Origin of the sequence: Nonomuraea sp. NPDC048826 (assembly GCF_043198225.1) — a bacterium.
Lineage (GTDB): Bacteria > Actinomycetota > Actinomycetes > Streptosporangiales > Streptosporangiaceae > Nonomuraea.
The window spans coordinates 85,467-100,154 of the sequence record NZ_JBICUQ010000010.1 but is presented as its reverse complement, the minus strand read 5'-3'; the positions used below and the strand labels follow the sequence as shown (position 1 = coordinate 100,154).

Genomic DNA, 14,688 nt, shown 5'->3' with positions numbered 1-14,688 from the left:
CCGTGTGCCCGGCAATGGTCGCGGCATGTCACCCAAACGACTGGCATTCTTTACAGCATGGTGAGCGTCGCGGAGGACACCGCTGTGGACAACTCCGCCCCAGGCCGGACGGCACGCGTGCTGGCGTTCCTCGGCCGTCATCGGGTGTTCGCCGCAGCTTTCGCCGGGGGTGCGCTGCTGCGGGTCGTCACCATGCTCGGCTACGGCCCGGCGATGTGGTTCAACGACTCCTACGAGTACGTGTCGGTGGCGCTGCACCCCAGGCCGCACCCGATCAGGCCTGACGGCTACGGGTTCTGGCTGTTCCTGCTCAGGCCGTTCGACAGCTTCGCCCTGGTGACCTTCACCCAGCACCTCATGGGGCTGGCCACGGCGGTGCTGATCTACGCGCTGCTGCACCGGAGGTTCGGGCTGCCGAAGTGGGGGGCCACGCTGGCCGCCGCGCCGGTGCTGTTCGACGCCTACCAGATCCAGCTCGAACAGCTGATCATGTCGGACACGCAGTTCACCCTGCTGGTCGTGGCCGTGATCACGCTGGTGCTGTGGCACCGGCGGATGTCATGGCAGGTGGGCGCCGTGGTCGGCCTGCTGCTGGCGCTGACCTGGCTGACCCGCTCGATCGGCCTGCCGATCCTCGCGCTGGTGCTGGTCTACCTGCTCATCAAGCGCACCGGCTGGAAGGCGATCGTGGCCGTGCTGACCACCTGCGCGATCCCGGTGGCGGCCTACATGGGCTGGTTCGCCTCCGCCCACGGCAAGTTCGCGATGACCAACAGCGACGGGCTCATCCTCTACATGCGCACGGCGATCTTCGCCGACTGCGAGAAGATGAACATCGACCCCTACAAGGAGGTCGAGCTGGTCCTGCTCTGCATCAACGACCCGGTCAGCGAGCGCAAGGACTACGCGCAGTGGTACCTGTGGGGTCAGGGCAGCGGCGACGGCGAGGGCACCGGCGAGGTGCTCCACCGCTGGGGCACCGGCAAGAAGTTCACCGACATCACCAACGAGGCGGCGAGCGCGTTCGCGATGCGCGCGATCACCTCCCAGCCGGGCGACTACCTGCAGGTGGTGCTCCGCGACTTCCTGCGCAGCTTCCACTGGGGACGGCCGCGCTTCCCCGACGCCGCCACCTACAACATGTACGAGTTCACGCCCTACTACGAGCTCGACAGCACCGGAAACCCGAAGCGGCTGCCCAACTGGCCGTCCTACCAGGGCCGCACCGACACCGACGCGTTCGCCTACGAGCAGGGGCCGCCGGAGACGCGCATCGTCTCGCCCTGGGCGGAGATCATGAGCGGCTACCAGAAGGTGTTCTACCTGCGGGGCATCATGCTGGGCGGCATCATGCTCATCGGCCTGTACGGGGTCGCGGTGCGCTGGCGCAAGCTGGGCGGGCCGGTGGTCCTGCCCTGGCTGGGGGCGTTCGGGCTGCTGCTGGCCCCGGCCGCGACGGCCGAGTTCGACTACCGCTACGTGCTTCCCGCGGTGCCGCTGGCCTGCGTCGCCGCGGCCATCGCGCTGCGCCGCGGCATCACTTGGGCGCGGGTGTCACCCACGAGCTCATCAGCATCCGAGCCCACCACTCCGACTGCGTCACCGTCTCAGCCGACAGCACCGGATGAAGCCACCAGAAGTTGATCAGCACGATCAGCGCGAACGCGCCCACGGCCGCCGCCCCCGCGGCCCGGCGCGGCGGCGGCGCGTCGGCCTTGCCGAGCAGGCGCCCGGCCATGAGCGTGGTGGCCAGCACCATGAACGGCACCAAGGGGATCATGTAGAACAGGTACATGGTCCGGTTCTGCGTGATCGCGTAGTAGAACCAGGGCAGCCAGCCCGCCGCGTAGGCCAGCAGCACCGTCCCGGCCCGCCAGTCACGGCTTGAGACATACCACGCGACGCAGCCCAGCAGGGCGAGCGCGGATCCGTACCAGAGGGCCGGGGTGCCGACCCCGAGCACGGCCTGTGAGCAGGCGTCGGCGCCGCAGGCGGACGGCGGCAGGCCGGTCGGGTAGTGGAACGACACGGGCCTGAAGAGCACCGGCCAGGTCCACGGCTCCGACATGTACGGGTGGTAGTCGTCCAGGCCGCTGTGGTAGCCGAGCACCTGGACGTGGTACTTCAGCCACGACCGCACGGAGTCGACGACGAAGAAGACGGGCCCCGACGAGGTGGCCTGGTCCCAGCCGCGCCCCCAGCCGGAGTCGGTGACGAACCAGCCGGTCCACGACAGCACGTACGCGATGGCGGGCACCGCCGCGAACGCGGCCACCGCGGGCGGCAGGTCGTACGAGAACGCCCCCCGGTACGGCTCCCGCAACCCGATGGCACGCCTGGCCCCGAGGTCCCTCACCACGCTCAGGACCGCGAACGCGATCAGGAAGAACACGCCCGACCACTTGACCGCGCACGCCGCGCCGAGGCAGACGCCGGCGGCCAGCCGCCACGGCCGGAGCCCGAGCCGCGGCCCGGTGGTGGAGATCGCTGCGCTCTCCCACCAGTCGACCAGCCGCTCGCGGGCCTTGTCGCGGTCGACGACCAGGCAGGCGAAGCCCGCCAGCACCCAGAACATGAGGAAGATGTCGAGCAGCGCCGTCCGCGACAGCACGAAGTGCAGCCCGTCCAGCGCCAGCAGTAACCCGGCGAAGCAGCCCAGCAGCGTCGAACGGGTCATCCGCCGCGCCACCCGGGCGAGCATGAGGATCGACAGCGTGCCGACGAGCGCGGCGGCGAACCGCCAGCCGAACGGGTTCATCCCGAACAGCCACTCGCCCGCGCCGATCATCCACTTGCCCAGCGGCGGGTGCGCCACGTAGGAGGCGCACTGGTCGGCGTCGGCGCACTGGCGGAAGATGTCGAGGTTGCCGGCGATGAGGCGCTGGTCGGCGACGGGGTTGTCGGAGTCGCCGAGCATCGCGCGCTCGGCGCCGTACCGGAGCAGCGCGTACGCGTCCTTGACGTAGTAGGTCTCGTCGAACACCACCGCGCGCGGCCGGCCGAGGTCGGCGAAGCGGAGGATGCCGCCGAAGACCGCGACGGCGATCGGCCCCAACCACCCCCAGAGCGCGCCTTCCTGCATCGGCGGGATGATGCTGTGGCGCGAAACCCCCCAGTTCCTCACGATGGGCACACTATGGGGTGGCGGAACGCCTGTGAACCGCGTCGTACAGCTCGCGTTTGGGCACGCCCGCCGCCTTGGCCACGTCGGCTACGGCCGTCTTGCGCTGCTCGCCCGCGGCCACCCGCCGGTCCACCTCGCTCACGAGCGCCGGCAGGTCGGCCTCCCCGGCGACGGCGGTGTGCCCGGCGACCACCACGGTGATCTCGCCCTTGACGCCGGCCTCCGCCCAGGCGGCCAGCTCGCCCAGCCCGCCGCGGCGCACCTCCTCGTACGTCTTGGTCAGCTCGCGGCAGACGGCCGCCTGACGGTCGGCGCCGAACGCGCCGGCCATCGCCGCCAGCGAGTCGGCCAGCCGGTGCGGCGCCTCGAAGAACACCATCGTGCGCTCCTCACCCGCCAGCGCCTCCAGGCGGCGGGCCCGGTCGCCGGCCTTGCGCGGCGGGAAGCCCTCGAAGCAGAACCGGTCGCTGGGCAGGCCGGAGACGGCCAGCGCGGTCGTGACGGCGCTCGGGCCGGGCAGCGCGGTGACCGTGATGCCGGCCTCGACGGCCAGGCGGGTCAGCCGGTAGCCGGGATCGGAGACGCCGGGCATGCCCGCGTCGGTGATGACCACGACCGTGCGCCCCTCCCGCAGGCTCTCCAGCAGCTCCCCGGCGCGGGCGGCCTCATTGGCGTCGTAGTAGGACACCACCCGGCCGCCGATCTCCACCCCCAGCTCGCCGGCCAGCCTGCGCAGCCTCCTGGTGTCCTCCGCGGCCACCACGTCGGCGTCCGCCAGCGCCTCGCGCAGCCGCGGCGACACGTCGCCCGCCTGCCCGATCGGCGCGCCCGCCAGCACCAACCTGCCCTCACCCGTCATCCGGCCATTGTGGCAGCCGTAGCGGAAGGTCCGATTGAGCCGTGTTTCTTGGTGGGCATCGGCTCGCGCCCCGTACGATGGCCGAATGGCGGTGACCGATTTCCCGTACCAGACCTCCGGCGAGCCGGGGTCTGACGAGAGCAGTCCCCGCGCGCTTTCCGTGCGTGACCGGGTGATCCCGCCGCTGCGCGGCAGCGTGCTGTGGGGCTGGATCGGCCCCCTGCTCGTCACCCTGTTGGGCGGTGTGCTCCGCTTCGTCGGCCTGGGGTATCCGCACGCGGTGGTCTTCGACGAGACCTACTACGCCAAGGACGGCTTCTCGCTGATCAACTGGGGCGTCGAGCGCACCACGATCAAGGACGCCGACAAGGCGGTCCTGGGCGGAAACACCGACATCTTCCAGAAGTGCGCCGACGGCAACCTCGACCCGTGCGCCTCCTACGTGGTCCACCCGCCGCTGGGCAAGTGGATGATCGGCGCGGGCGAGTGGCTGTTCGGGATGAACCCGTTCGGCTGGCGGTTCGCGGCGGCGGTGATCGGCACCCTCTCCATCCTGGTCCTGGCCCGGGTGGCGCGGCGGATGACCCGCTCGACGCTGCTCGGCTGCTTCGCCGGCCTGCTGCTGGCGCTCGACGGGCTGCACTTCGTGCTGTCGCGGACGGCGCTGCTCGACATCTTCCTCATGTTCTGGGTGCTGGCCGCCTTCGCCTGCCTGGTCGTCGACCGCGACCGGGCCCGCGAGCGGCTGGTCGACTGGTACGAGACCTCGCCGCTGTCACCGCAGGGCCCCTACCTCGGGGCGCGGCCGTGGCGGATCGCCGCCGGGGTGTGCCTGGGCTTCGCCATGTCGGTGAAGTGGTCGGGGCTGGCGTTCGCGGTCGCCTTCGCCGTCATGTCGGTGATGTGGGACTTCGGGGCGCGCCGGGCCGTCGGGCTGCGTTCGCCGTACGGCGGCGCGCTGGCGAAGGACGTGCCCAACGCGCTGGTGGGCCTGGCCGCGGTGCCGTTCGTGTCCTACATGGTCACCTGGGTCGGCTGGTTCGCGACCTCGACCGGCTACGGCCGCAACTGGGACCAGGCCACCTCCTCCGGCCCGTTCTACTTCCTGCTCGACTCGGCCCGCTCCTGGGTGCAGTACCAGTGGCAGGTCTTCACCTTCCACGAGGGCCTGGAGACGTCCCACCCCTACATGTCCGAGCCGTGGACGTGGCCGCTGCTGCTGCGCCCGGTGGCCTTCCACTACGAGGGCGAGGGCACCGGCTGCGGGGCCTCCTCGTGCTCGGAGGCGGTGCTCGGGGTCGGCACGCCGGTGATCTGGTTCGGCGCGCTGGCCGCGCTGGTGGCGCTGATCGCGTGGTACGTCGCCAGCCGCGACTGGCGGGCCGGGGCGGTGCTGCTGGCCTACGCGATGGGCTGGCTGCCGTGGTTCTACTTCGCGTTCGCGAACAACCGAACGATGTTCCTGTTCTACGCGATCCCCATGGTGCCGTTCATGATCCTGGCGATCACGCTCTGTGCCGGATGGCTGATAGGACCGGCCACGCCGGACGCCGACGGCAGACCGCCGGCCCGGCGCACGTACGGGGCGGCGGCGGTCGGCGGGTTCGCGTTGCTCGCACTGATCAACTTCTGGTGGCTGCATCCTGTACTGTCGGCCGAACTGATCCCCTACGCGGAGTGGAAGGCCAGGATGCTCTTCGACAAACGATGGATCTAGTCCGGTCACCGTCCATTACATAGTGATTTCATAGGGTAGTCGCTGTGCTAGACCCAATACGCACGGGATTCGGTCATCGTCAGGGCTGGGGTCCATACGGCAAACTTCGAGGCATGAGTGCACCGGACGTCGCCGCGCTGCTGGCGGAGTTGGAGCGGTCCGAGCCGGACCTCGCCGACGAGGCCAGGACCGCGGTCGAGTGGCTGACCGGCGGCGAGCCGCTGGAGACGGTGACGCAGCTCGATGTCTGCGAGTTCCTCTGGTACACCCTGCCGCTCAAGGTGGGGGGTGACCACGAGCGGCTGGCCCGTTCGCTCGGGCGGTTGCTGCAGCTCGGCGGCCTCGAACGCTACGCGGCGCTGTGCACGTCGCAGACCACGTCGCGGATCCTGCGCACGTACGCGAGAGACGGCGAGGACGCCGGCACCCGCGCCTACCACCAGGCGCTGGAGGAGACGGGCGTGCTCCCGCCCGATGTGCCCGAGCTGCAGTGGAGCATGATCATGGGGCCGGAGGAGCTGGGCGCCCACGTGGCCTGCTCGGCGGCCCTGGAGCTCGCCATCCTGGCCGGCGAGACCGTCGACCGGGTCGCGCTCACCCGCCGCTGGCTCACCGAGCCGCGTGCCGACCTGGGCGGCGACAGCTGGCTCCACCGGGTCCAGGGCGAGCGGCTGAACCGCTGGGTGCTGGGCCGCGGCCCGGCCAGGCGGAAGCTGGCCCAGCCGTTCGAGGTGCGGCTGCACGCGCCGGTGACGCCGCAGCCGCTCCCCACGCTCCACCGGCTGCTGTCGCTGGCCGCCTCCGAGGGCACGCTGCCGCTCCGGCTGGCGCCGTCGCCCACGGCGCTGCGGCTGCGCGAGCTGGCCGAGCACGAGCTGGGCGCGCTGAGCCGCGACGGCGCCCGGCTGACCGTGACCGACCACGGCCGCAAGCTGCTCGCCTCGCCCGAGCGCATGTGGGACGCGGTGACCAGGCTGCTGCTGGCCAGGGGCGACGAGTTCGAGCTGTCGGTCCGGGAGGCGGCTCTCATGCTGCTGGCCGACGGGGTGCTCATGTCCCCGGCGCAGCTCCGCGAGAAGGTCGCGGAGGTGGTCGGCGGCGAAGGCTGGCAGGCCGCCTCGGGGCCGGAGGACGTGGCGGCCGCGCTGGCCCGCCTGGTCGACCAGCTCGCGGCGCTCGACCTGGCCTTCGCCGACCCGCTGGCGGTGCGGCTGACCTGGGCGGGCCAGTTCGCCGCCCTGGCCGCGCTGCGCGCGCACGCGCTGCGGCCGAGGAAATACGTCAACGCCGCCTGATCGGGTTCCTCCCGGGTGGGCCGGCGTGTTGACTGAAGGCATGCCGACGATCCTGGTGCTGGGCGGCACCGGCAAGACCGGCCGGCGCGTCGCCGCCCGGCTCCGCGCGCGGGGCGCCGGGGTGCGCGCGGCCTCCCGGCGCGGCGAGTTCCCCTTCGACTGGTACGACCACGACACCTGGGAGCCGGCCCTGGCCGGCGTCTCGGCCGCCTACCTGGTGGACTCGCAGGGGCCCGAGGCGGCGGGGCTGCTGGCCGCGTTCGCCGGCGCGGCGGTCGCCCGCGGGGTGCGCCGGCTGGTGCTGCTGTCGTCCCGCGACTGGCCCAAGCTCGGCGACGACCGCCTGCTGGCCTCGGAGCGGGCGGTCAAGGCGTCCGGCGGGGCGTGGACGATCCTGCGGCCGACCTGGTTCGCCCAGAACTTCAGCGAGGACCCGATGCTGAGCGACCCGGTCGACGCTGGCCTGGTCGAGCTCTCCGCCGGCCACGGCCTGGAGCCGTTCGTGCACGCCGACGACATCGCCGACGTCGCGGCCGAGGTGCTGCTCCGCGACGGCCACGCCGGGCGCACCTACGAGCTGTCCGGGCCGCGGCTGCTGTCGTTCGGCGACGCCGTCGGCGAGATCGCCGCCGCGACCGGCCGCCGGATCGCGTACGTGCCGGTCCCGGCGTCGGAGCACGCCGCCGGGCTCGCCGCGCGCGGCTACGACGCGGACCACATCGCGCTGGTCAACCGGCTGTTCGCGTCGATCGCCTCGGGAGCCAACGCCCACCTGTCCGACGGCGTCCGGCGCGTCCTGGGCCGCGAACCGCGCGACTTCTCCGAGTACGTCAAGTCGGCGTGGTTCTAGAGCCCGCGCCGGCGGGCGGGGCGTCCACGAGGCCGTGCTCGGCCGCGACCTGCTCCAGCGTGAGCCCGGCCAGCATCCGGTCCAGCATCTCCCGCAGGAACGGGCACTCGCGCACCGGATGCTCGGCCGGGCACTCGAGGGCGTGACGCAGGAACTCCCGCGCCGTCCTGGCCCGCTCGATCAGCTCCTCCAGCTCCCCGATCCGCTCCTCCACGGTGGCTCGCCACTGCTCCCCCGGGGCCTCCAGCACCGCGCCGGCGGTGTCCAGCGGGATGCCCAGCCGCTGCGCGCTCTGCAGGAACACCAGCCGCCGCAGCTCCTCCCTGCCGTACACGCGCCTCCCCTGCCGGCGCCCGGCGGACGGGGCCAGCCCGCGCTCCTCGTAGTAACGCAGCGCGGAGGCGTTCATGCCGAGCATCCGAGCCGCCTCACCGATCGGGATGAATTCGTCCATGCCACCATTTGACTTCAAGTCGGCTTGAACCGCTTTGCTGTCGTGCATGGGAACCACGACATCCTGGGTCACCGGCCGCGAACACGACTCGTCCTTCGCCGTCCCCACCGGCCTCAAGGGAAGCCTGGCCGGCCGCGTCATGCTCTGGACCAACCGCCAGCGGGACCTGCTGCCCCTGCTCGACATCCGCCCGGGCGAACACGTCCTGGAGGTCGGCTACGGCCCCGGCGCCCTGCTGCGCCTGCTGAGCCGTACGGGCGCCGCGCGGGTGGCCGGCGTCGACCCGTCACCCCAGATGCGCGCCCTCGCCGCCCGCAAGGCCCCCGGGACCCAGCCCGCACTGGGCTCCGCCGACCGCACCGGGCAGCCGGACGCCGCGTTCGACTGCGTGGTGTCGGTCAACAACGTCGCCATCTGGCCGCGGCTGGAACCGGGCCTGCGCGAACTGCACCGGATCACCAGACCGGGCGGCCGCGTCGTGATCGCCTGGCACGGCGGCCGGGCCCCGGCCCGCCTCGCCCGCAACCTGCGCCTGCCGGACGAGGTACTGGCCAGGCTGACGACGGCCCTGCGCGAGGTGTTCGCCGACGTCACCCGCCACGAACTCCCCCACCTGACGGCCTTCGTCGCCCGACGTCCTCCCGCGTAGAGCGGCGCAGCAGGCGCAGCACCGCCCACAGCAGCACGGCCAGCACGCCCACCAGCAGGTACTCGATGGTGGGGACGCGCACCACCTGGGTCACGTCGCCGATGCCGCGTACCGCGTACACCGCGAGCACAGCGCCCACGTAACAGGCGGCCAGGATCCAGCGGGTGGTGGCGACGAGGCCGAGGCCGTGCATCTGGGTGAGGACGAACACGCCGAGGAAGCCGAAGAGGAACATCGGCCATGCCCCGTCGGGGCCGCTGTTCATGAAGGCGACCAGCGTGCCGTGCGCGGCGACCAGCAGTTCCAGGGTGACGGTCCACCAGCGGTTCGTGTGCGCACGGGTGAGGAAGAGGCTGCCTTGCAGGAGGATCAGGAACATGTAGAAGAACCCGATCAGGTGGCCGCTCGTCGTCTCCATCGGGTGGTACCAGAACGTGTAGACGGCGGCCCAGCTGAACAGGTAGCCGTGGTAGCGCCGGGCGAAGGAGGTGACCTCGGCGGAGATCGGCGCCGGGCGGCCGGCGAACAGGCCGCGGCGGCGGTTCTCCATGAGCAGCACCACGATCAGCAGGAGCACCACCGAGGCCTGCGAGCTGAAGATGGACACGTCCTGCGCGAGCCCGTCGTAGAACACCTGGGTCTGCGCCTGGTGCAGCAGGATGAACCCGAAGTTGACCGCCAGGGCCACGACGTTGACCCGGTGCAGGCCGCCGGTGTAGCGGCGGACCCGGGTCTGCGCGTAGTAGATCAGCCCCCAGAACGCGAGCTGGTGGGCCGCGTAGCCTGCCCAGGCCGACAGCCGGGTCCACACGGTCGGCTCGGGCAGCTTCCAGTAGTACCAGGACGCCCCCTGGTCGGGGAGCAGCTCGGTGCCGCCCAGCCGCTGCCCGGCCAGCCAGACCAGCCCGGTGAGCACGGCGCTGGCGACGATGCCCCAGGCCAGAGTGGTGTTCGCGTGCGTGGTACGGGCTTCGGGAGCCACGATGCCGACGCCTCCAGGTCGTGTCGGGGGAAGGCCGCCGGTGGCCCGCTCAGGCGTGCACGCGGTCTCCGGCATGATCCACCGTACGCGTCCCGAGCGCGGCCCACAGCGCGAGCGCGATGTACAGCGCCTGCTCGGGCACCCGCAGCCACAGCGGGGTGACGTCCTGCCCGGCCAGCGCGGCGTACACGTTGGCGGGCAGGAGCAGCACGAACATCACCGCCAGCCACAGCCCGGCGGCCCGGCGGGTGCGGGCCAGGACGAGCCCGGCCGCGCCCAGCAGCTCCAGCACGCCTGTCGCGTAGACCATGAAGGCCGGGAACGGCACGATCGGCGGCACCATCGCCACCAGGTCGGCGTGGGTGGTGGGGAAGCCGCTGTTCTCGGTCGCGAAGTGGGCGCTGCCCGTGAGGACGAGGAAGACCGCGAGCCCGTGCGCGGCGCTGACGTGCCAGGTCGCGAAGCGCCGGACCCCGAACGCGCCCAGCAGGCGGAACACCAGAGTGGCGAGTATCGGGACGAGTGCCATGAGCATCTCCTTAGATAGTGCTGCTATCCATCACTTAGATAGTGACACTATCCAGGAGCGGCGTCAAGGCATTTAGCGAGGGGCGAGCAGCGCCCAGCTCCGCTCGTCGCCCCAGATCGAGGCCGGGTCCACGTACGGGCGCAGCAGCGTGACCAGCTCAGGGTCGCCGTGCCCGCCCAGCGCGTCCTCGGCGATCCGCCGGCCCACTCCCGCCAGGAAGTCGGCGACCTGCACCCGGGGCTCGTGGAAGGAGTCGGTCAGCCGCAGCCCGGCCAGGTCCACCACCCGCTTGAGGTGCGCGACGCGCTCCTCGGTCAGCCCGTTGTGCTCGTCGTGCAGGATCGAGACCGGCCGCCCGTCGCGCCCCCAGTGGACGACCGCCCGGACCAGGGCCGGGATCAGCGGGTCGAGCACCGGCATCGCGCCCGGCCGCGCCAGGAACGCCGCCAGCGGCTCCCCGGCCCCGGCGAGCAGGCGCATGATCTCCCCCACCCGGCCGCCGGCCTCCGCGAGCTCCCCGACGGCGGCGAGGAACGGCTCGGCGGGCGCCCGCCTGCGCATCACCTCGTTGAACGACTCCAGGAACGCCGTGAACCGCCCCGGCCCGAGCACCGCCGGGCCCTCCCGGTAGAGCTCCTTGGCGAGCGTGTCGTCCCCGCCCACCCCCACGGACGCCACGTCCCCGGCGATGAGGTCGGCGGCCTTCCGTACGGCGAAGAAGGCCTTGTCGGCGAGGAACACCCGCGCCCGCCCGTGGATCGGGCCGCCGGGGGCGAGGAGCCAGACCAGGACCGCGCGGTGCTTGCCGCGCAACAGGTGGCCCGCCTTGTACTCGGTGGCCGGGGACCGGATGCGGGCGCGGGCCTCGCGGACGCACGCCGCGGCGACCTCGGCGCTCAGCAGCACGGCCGCGTGCGTGAAGACGGCGGTGTTGCCGCCGACGAGCTTCTCCCCCTCCGAGCCGGACTCGTCGCAGGCGATCTCACGTGGCCACAGCTCAGGAACCTACGCCCGCCACCTGGCGACTCGCCAGGCGTTTTCTCCGTACATGCGCCATGACGACCTTGGCACTGCCATGATCATCCGAAAAGGCCGTCCGCGATGCAGGGGGCCCTGTGCTACGACGAGCTCACCAGCGGCTGAGGAACCCGAGGGTGCGCTCCAGGAGCAGCTCGGCCGCCGGCTCGTCGTAGGAAGGCAGGCCGCGGTCGGCGAACAGGTGCTCCTTGCCCGGGTAGAGGAACAGCTCCGCGTCGGGGACCGACTCCACGAGGGCGCGGGCCGCCTCCAGGTCGCCCTCGCCGGCGAAGAACGGGTCGCCTTCCATGCCGTGGACCTGCACCGGAACCCCCTCAGGCCACGCGTCGCCGAACTCGGTGACCGGCACGCACGAGTGGAACAGCAGCGCCCCCCGCGCCCCCGGCCTGGTCTGGGCCAGCTGCTGCGCCGGCAGCACCCCGAGCGAGAACCCCGCGTAGACCAGCTCGCCCGGCAGCCACCCGGCGAACGACCGGCCGCGCTCGATGATGGCGCCGATGCCGGCCTCCTGGGCGTAGCCCATGCCCGCGTCGAGCGTCTCGAACACCCGCCCCTCGTACAGGTCGGGCACGTGGACGGTGTGGCCCGCCCGTCTGAGCTCGGCCGCGAACTCCCGCACGCCGGACGTCAGCCCCTGAGCATGATGGAACACCAGCACCTCGGCCATGACTCCCCTTTCACCGCCCGCAGAGGCCCACAGCATGCCCTATGCCACGGACAGTTTCGGAGTGAGTCAGGCGGGCGCGCGGAAGGTCCGCCGGTAGGTGTCCGGCGCCACGCCGACGGACCGGGTGAAGTGCCTGCGCAGGGTGGTGGCCGTGCCCATCCCGGTGCGGGCCGCGATCTGCTCGATCCCGGCGTCGGTGGTCTCCAGCAGTTCCTGGGCCCGGTGCACGCGCTGGGCGTGCAGCCAGTGCAGCGGGGTCACGCCGAGTGCGCGGTTGAAGTGGCGGGCGAGGTTGCGGGTGCTCATCCCGGCGCGGCGGGCGAGATCGCGCACGGTCAGCGGCTCGTGCAGGCGGGCCAGCGCCCACTGGAGCACGTCGGCGAGCTCGTACTGTCCGGCGTCGTCCGGCACCGGCGCGGCGACGTACTGCGCCTGACCGCCGGCCCGGTGCGGCGGCACGACGAGGCGGCGGGCCAGCGCGTTCGCCACCGCCGCCCCGTGGTCCTTCCTGACGACGTGCAGGCACAGGTCCATCCCCGCCCCCTTGCCCGCGGAGGTCAGGACGGTCCCCTCGTCGATGTAGAGCACGTCGGGGTCCACGCGGACGCGGGGATGACGGGTGGCGAGCAGCTCGGCGTGCATCCAGTGGGTGGTCGCCCGCCGCCCGTCCAGGATCCCGGCCTCGGCGAGCACGAACGCGCCGGTGCACAGCGCCACGATCCTGGCGCCGCGCTCGTGGGCGGCCCGTACGGCCTCCACCACGTCGGCCGGCGGCCCCTGCTCCACGTCGCAGGCGGCGACCACGACCGTGTCCGCGCCCGCGACGTCGTCCAGCCCGTGCGGCGTGTCCACCCGCAGCCAGTCGCCCACCCGGCCCCGGCTCGGCCCGCACACGCGGAAGTCGTACCACGGGTCGGCCAGGTCGGACCGGTCGATCCCGAAGACCTCGCAGGCCGCGGCCGCCTCGAACAGCATGGCCCCCTCGTACAGGGCGAGTGCCACGGTGTGCATGTCCGGAAGTGTACGCACACCGCTGTTCGAGACGCGACGGCGTGATCAGTCGGTGCCGAACTCCATCGCGGCGCGGTCGAGCAGCTCGTCGTCGTCCGCGACGTCGCCGCGCGAGGCGATGGCCTCGGCGCCGCCCTCCGGCATGTCGCCGATCAGCTCGGTCGGGGCCGCCGGGGCCTCGATGAGCGCGGAGTGCGAGGTGCCGACCATGCCGAGGCTCGCGTACTGCTCCAGCCGGGTGCGCGAGTCGGCGATGTCGAGGTTGCGCATGGTGAGCTGGCCGATCCGGTCGACCGGGCCGAACGCCGAGTCCTCCGTACGCTCCATCGACAGCTTGTCGGGGTGGTAGCTGAAGGCCGGGCCCGAGGTGTCGAGGATGGAGTAGTCCTCGCCGCGCCGCAGCCGCAGCGTGACCTCGCCGGTGACCGCCGTGCCGACCCAGCGCTGCAGCGACTCACGCAGCATCAGCGACTGGGGGTCGAGCCAGCGGCCCTCGTACATGAGCCGGCCGAGCCGCCGTCCCTCGGTGTGGTAGTACGCCAGCGTGTCCTCGTTGTGAATCGCGTTGACCAGCCGCTCGTACGCCGCGTGCAGCAACGCCATGCCGGGCGCTTCGTAGATGCCACGGCTCTTGGCCTCGATGATCCGGTTCTCGATCTGGTCGGACATGCCCAGGCCGTGCCGGCCGCCGATGGCGTTGGCCTCCATGACCAGGTCGACCACGGTGGCGAACTCCTTGCCGTTGATCGTCACCGGGCGGCCCTGCTCGAAGGCGATGGTCACGTCCTCGGCCGGGATCTCGACCTCAGGGTCCCAGAACCGCACGCCCATGATCGGTTCGACGGTCTCGATGCCGGTGTCGAGGTGCTCCAGCGTCTTGGCTTCGTGGGTGGCGCCCCAGATGTTGGCGTCGGTCGAGTACGCCTTCTCGGTGCTGTCACGGTAAGGCAGGTCGTGGGCGAGCAGCCACTCCGACATCTCCTTGCGCCCGCCGAGCTCCGACACGAAGTCCGCGTCGAGCCAGGGCTTGTAGACCCGCAGGTGCGGGTTGGCGAGCAGGCCGTAGCGGTAGAACCGCTCGATGTCGTTGCCCTTGAACGTCGACCCGTCGCCCCAGATCTGCACCTGGTCCTCCAGCATCGCCCGTACGAGGAGGGTCCCCGTGACGGCGCGGCCGAGCGGCGTGGTGTTGAAGTAGGCACGCCCGCCGGAGCGGATGTGAAACGCACCGCAGGCGAGCGCGGCCAGCCCCTCCTCCACCAGCACCGCACGGCAGTCGACCACCCGGGCGAGCTCGGCACCGTACGCCAGCGCGCGGCCGGGCACCGAGGCGATGTCAGGCTCGTCGTACTGGCCGATGTCGGCCGTGTAGGCGCACGGCACGGCGCCCTTGTCGCGCATCCACGCGACGGCGACGGAGGTGTCGAGACCACCGGAGAAGGCGATGCCGACACGCTCGCCGATGGGCAGAGAGGTGAGAACCTTGGACATAAGAGAAGAGTATGCATTGTGA

At 71.9% G+C, this 14,688-nt stretch carries 14 protein-coding genes; 5 read left to right on the top strand and 9 right to left on the bottom strand.

Annotated features, from left to right (window positions below; all coding sequences use genetic code 11):
• Positions 1 to 57: 57 nt before the first annotated feature.
• Complete coding sequence (locus tag ACGFI7_RS33255; protein WP_393411602.1) at positions 58 to 1,644, top strand: hypothetical protein; 1,587 nt, start codon at positions 58 to 60, stop codon at positions 1,642 to 1,644.
• Here ACGFI7_RS33255 and ACGFI7_RS33250 read toward each other — a convergent pair.
• A complete protein-coding gene (locus tag ACGFI7_RS33250; RefSeq protein WP_393411599.1) occupies positions 1,538 to 3,124 on the bottom strand; it encodes a dolichyl-phosphate-mannose--protein mannosyltransferase in 1,587 nt (528 codons plus the stop codon). The genes ACGFI7_RS33255 and ACGFI7_RS33250 overlap by 107 nt on opposite strands.
• 10 nt (positions 3,125 to 3,134) lie before the next feature.
• The gene (gene rsmI, locus ACGFI7_RS33245; RefSeq protein WP_393411596.1) at positions 3,135 to 3,983 is read right to left on the bottom strand and encodes a 16S rRNA (cytidine(1402)-2'-O)-methyltransferase; all 849 of its coding nucleotides are present in this window, start codon (positions 3,981 to 3,983) and stop codon (positions 3,135 to 3,137) included.
• An 85-nt stretch (positions 3,984 to 4,068) separates the two neighbouring features.
• Here rsmI and ACGFI7_RS33240 point away from each other — a divergent pair, with 85 nt between their 5' ends.
• From ACGFI7_RS33240 to ACGFI7_RS33230, 3 genes are all read left to right on the top strand, one after another.
• The gene (locus tag ACGFI7_RS33240; RefSeq protein WP_393411593.1) at positions 4,069 to 5,700 is read left to right on the top strand and encodes a dolichyl-phosphate-mannose--protein mannosyltransferase; all 1,632 of its coding nucleotides are present in this window, start codon (positions 4,069 to 4,071) and stop codon (positions 5,698 to 5,700) included.
• A 113-nt stretch (positions 5,701 to 5,813) separates the two neighbouring features.
• The gene (locus ACGFI7_RS33235; protein ID WP_393411591.1) at positions 5,814 to 6,995 is read left to right on the top strand and encodes a hypothetical protein; all 1,182 of its coding nucleotides are present in this window, start codon (positions 5,814 to 5,816) and stop codon (positions 6,993 to 6,995) included.
• A 40-nt stretch (positions 6,996 to 7,035) separates the two neighbouring features.
• Complete coding sequence (locus ACGFI7_RS33230) at positions 7,036 to 7,845, top strand: NAD(P)H-binding protein (RefSeq protein ID WP_393411588.1); 810 nt, start codon at positions 7,036 to 7,038, stop codon at positions 7,843 to 7,845.
• Here ACGFI7_RS33230 and ACGFI7_RS33225 read toward each other — a convergent pair.
• Positions 7,826 to 8,299: a MerR family transcriptional regulator gene (locus ACGFI7_RS33225; protein ID WP_393411586.1), complete on the bottom strand. Its 474-nt coding sequence runs from the start codon at positions 8,297 to 8,299 to the stop codon at positions 7,826 to 7,828. The genes ACGFI7_RS33230 and ACGFI7_RS33225 overlap by 20 nt on opposite strands.
• A 46-nt stretch (positions 8,300 to 8,345) precedes the next feature.
• On the opposite strand from ACGFI7_RS33225, the gene ACGFI7_RS33220 reads away from it, so the two are divergent.
• Positions 8,346 to 8,948: a methyltransferase domain-containing protein gene (locus tag ACGFI7_RS33220; RefSeq protein WP_393411583.1), complete on the top strand. Its 603-nt coding sequence runs from the start codon at positions 8,346 to 8,348 to the stop codon at positions 8,946 to 8,948.
• Here ACGFI7_RS33220 and ACGFI7_RS33215 read toward each other — a convergent pair.
• The 6 genes from ACGFI7_RS33215 to argG all read right to left on the bottom strand — a co-directional run bounded on the left by ACGFI7_RS33215 (position 8,890) and on the right by argG (position 14,666).
• A complete protein-coding gene (locus tag ACGFI7_RS33215) occupies positions 8,890 to 10,005 on the bottom strand; it encodes a hypothetical protein (protein WP_393411581.1) in 1,116 nt (371 codons plus the stop codon). The genes ACGFI7_RS33220 and ACGFI7_RS33215 overlap by 59 nt on opposite strands.
• Positions 9,980 to 10,459: a hypothetical protein gene (locus ACGFI7_RS33210; RefSeq protein WP_393411579.1), complete on the bottom strand. Its 480-nt coding sequence runs from the start codon at positions 10,457 to 10,459 to the stop codon at positions 9,980 to 9,982. Before ACGFI7_RS33210 ends, ACGFI7_RS33215 begins: the two co-directional genes overlap by 26 nt.
• 72 nt (positions 10,460 to 10,531) lie before the next feature.
• Positions 10,532 to 11,365, bottom strand: coding sequence for a hypothetical protein (locus ACGFI7_RS33205; protein ID WP_393411577.1), 834 nt, complete (start codon positions 11,363 to 11,365; stop codon positions 10,532 to 10,534).
• A gap of 223 nt (positions 11,366 to 11,588) precedes the next feature.
• Positions 11,589 to 12,164 (bottom strand): dienelactone hydrolase family protein, encoded by a 576-nt coding sequence (locus tag ACGFI7_RS33200; protein ID WP_393411574.1) that lies wholly within the window; start codon positions 12,162 to 12,164, stop codon positions 11,589 to 11,591.
• A gap of 66 nt (positions 12,165 to 12,230) precedes the next feature.
• A complete protein-coding gene (locus ACGFI7_RS33195) occupies positions 12,231 to 13,175 on the bottom strand; it encodes a GlxA family transcriptional regulator (RefSeq protein WP_393411572.1) in 945 nt (314 codons plus the stop codon).
• A gap of 45 nt (positions 13,176 to 13,220) precedes the next feature.
• Entirely contained in the window at positions 13,221 to 14,666 is a 1,446-nt protein-coding gene (gene argG / locus ACGFI7_RS33190) for an argininosuccinate synthase (protein WP_393411570.1), read from the bottom strand.
• Positions 14,667 to 14,688 lie beyond the last annotated feature (22 nt).

Excerpts from the sequence above, each read along its gene's own strand:
- ACGFI7_RS33255 (WP_393411602.1), top strand. The coding sequence starts at position 58 with ATGGTGAGCGTCGCGGAGGACACCGCTGTGGACAACTCCGCCCCAGGC.
- rsmI (WP_393411596.1), bottom strand. The coding sequence starts at position 3,983 with ATGACGGGTGAGGGCAGGTTGGTGCTGGCGGGCGCGCCGATCGGGCAG.
- ACGFI7_RS33240 (WP_393411593.1), top strand. The coding sequence starts at position 4,069 with ATGGCGGTGACCGATTTCCCGTACCAGACCTCCGGCGAGCCGGGGTCT.
- ACGFI7_RS33235 (WP_393411591.1), top strand. The coding sequence starts at position 5,814 with ATGAGTGCACCGGACGTCGCCGCGCTGCTGGCGGAGTTGGAGCGGTCC.
- ACGFI7_RS33230 (WP_393411588.1), top strand. The coding sequence starts at position 7,036 with ATGCCGACGATCCTGGTGCTGGGCGGCACCGGCAAGACCGGCCGGCGC.
- ACGFI7_RS33225 (WP_393411586.1), bottom strand. The coding sequence starts at position 8,299 with ATGGACGAATTCATCCCGATCGGTGAGGCGGCTCGGATGCTCGGCATG.
- ACGFI7_RS33220 (WP_393411583.1), top strand. The coding sequence starts at position 8,346 with ATGGGAACCACGACATCCTGGGTCACCGGCCGCGAACACGACTCGTCC.
- ACGFI7_RS33215 (WP_393411581.1), bottom strand. The coding sequence starts at position 10,005 with ATGCCGGAGACCGCGTGCACGCCTGAGCGGGCCACCGGCGGCCTTCCC.
- ACGFI7_RS33210 (WP_393411579.1), bottom strand. The coding sequence starts at position 10,459 with ATGGCACTCGTCCCGATACTCGCCACTCTGGTGTTCCGCCTGCTGGGC.
- ACGFI7_RS33200 (WP_393411574.1), bottom strand. The coding sequence starts at position 12,164 with ATGGCCGAGGTGCTGGTGTTCCATCATGCTCAGGGGCTGACGTCCGGC.
- ACGFI7_RS33195 (WP_393411572.1), bottom strand. The coding sequence starts at position 13,175 with ATGCACACCGTGGCACTCGCCCTGTACGAGGGGGCCATGCTGTTCGAG.
- argG (WP_393411570.1), bottom strand. The coding sequence starts at position 14,666 with ATGTCCAAGGTTCTCACCTCTCTGCCCATCGGCGAGCGTGTCGGCATC.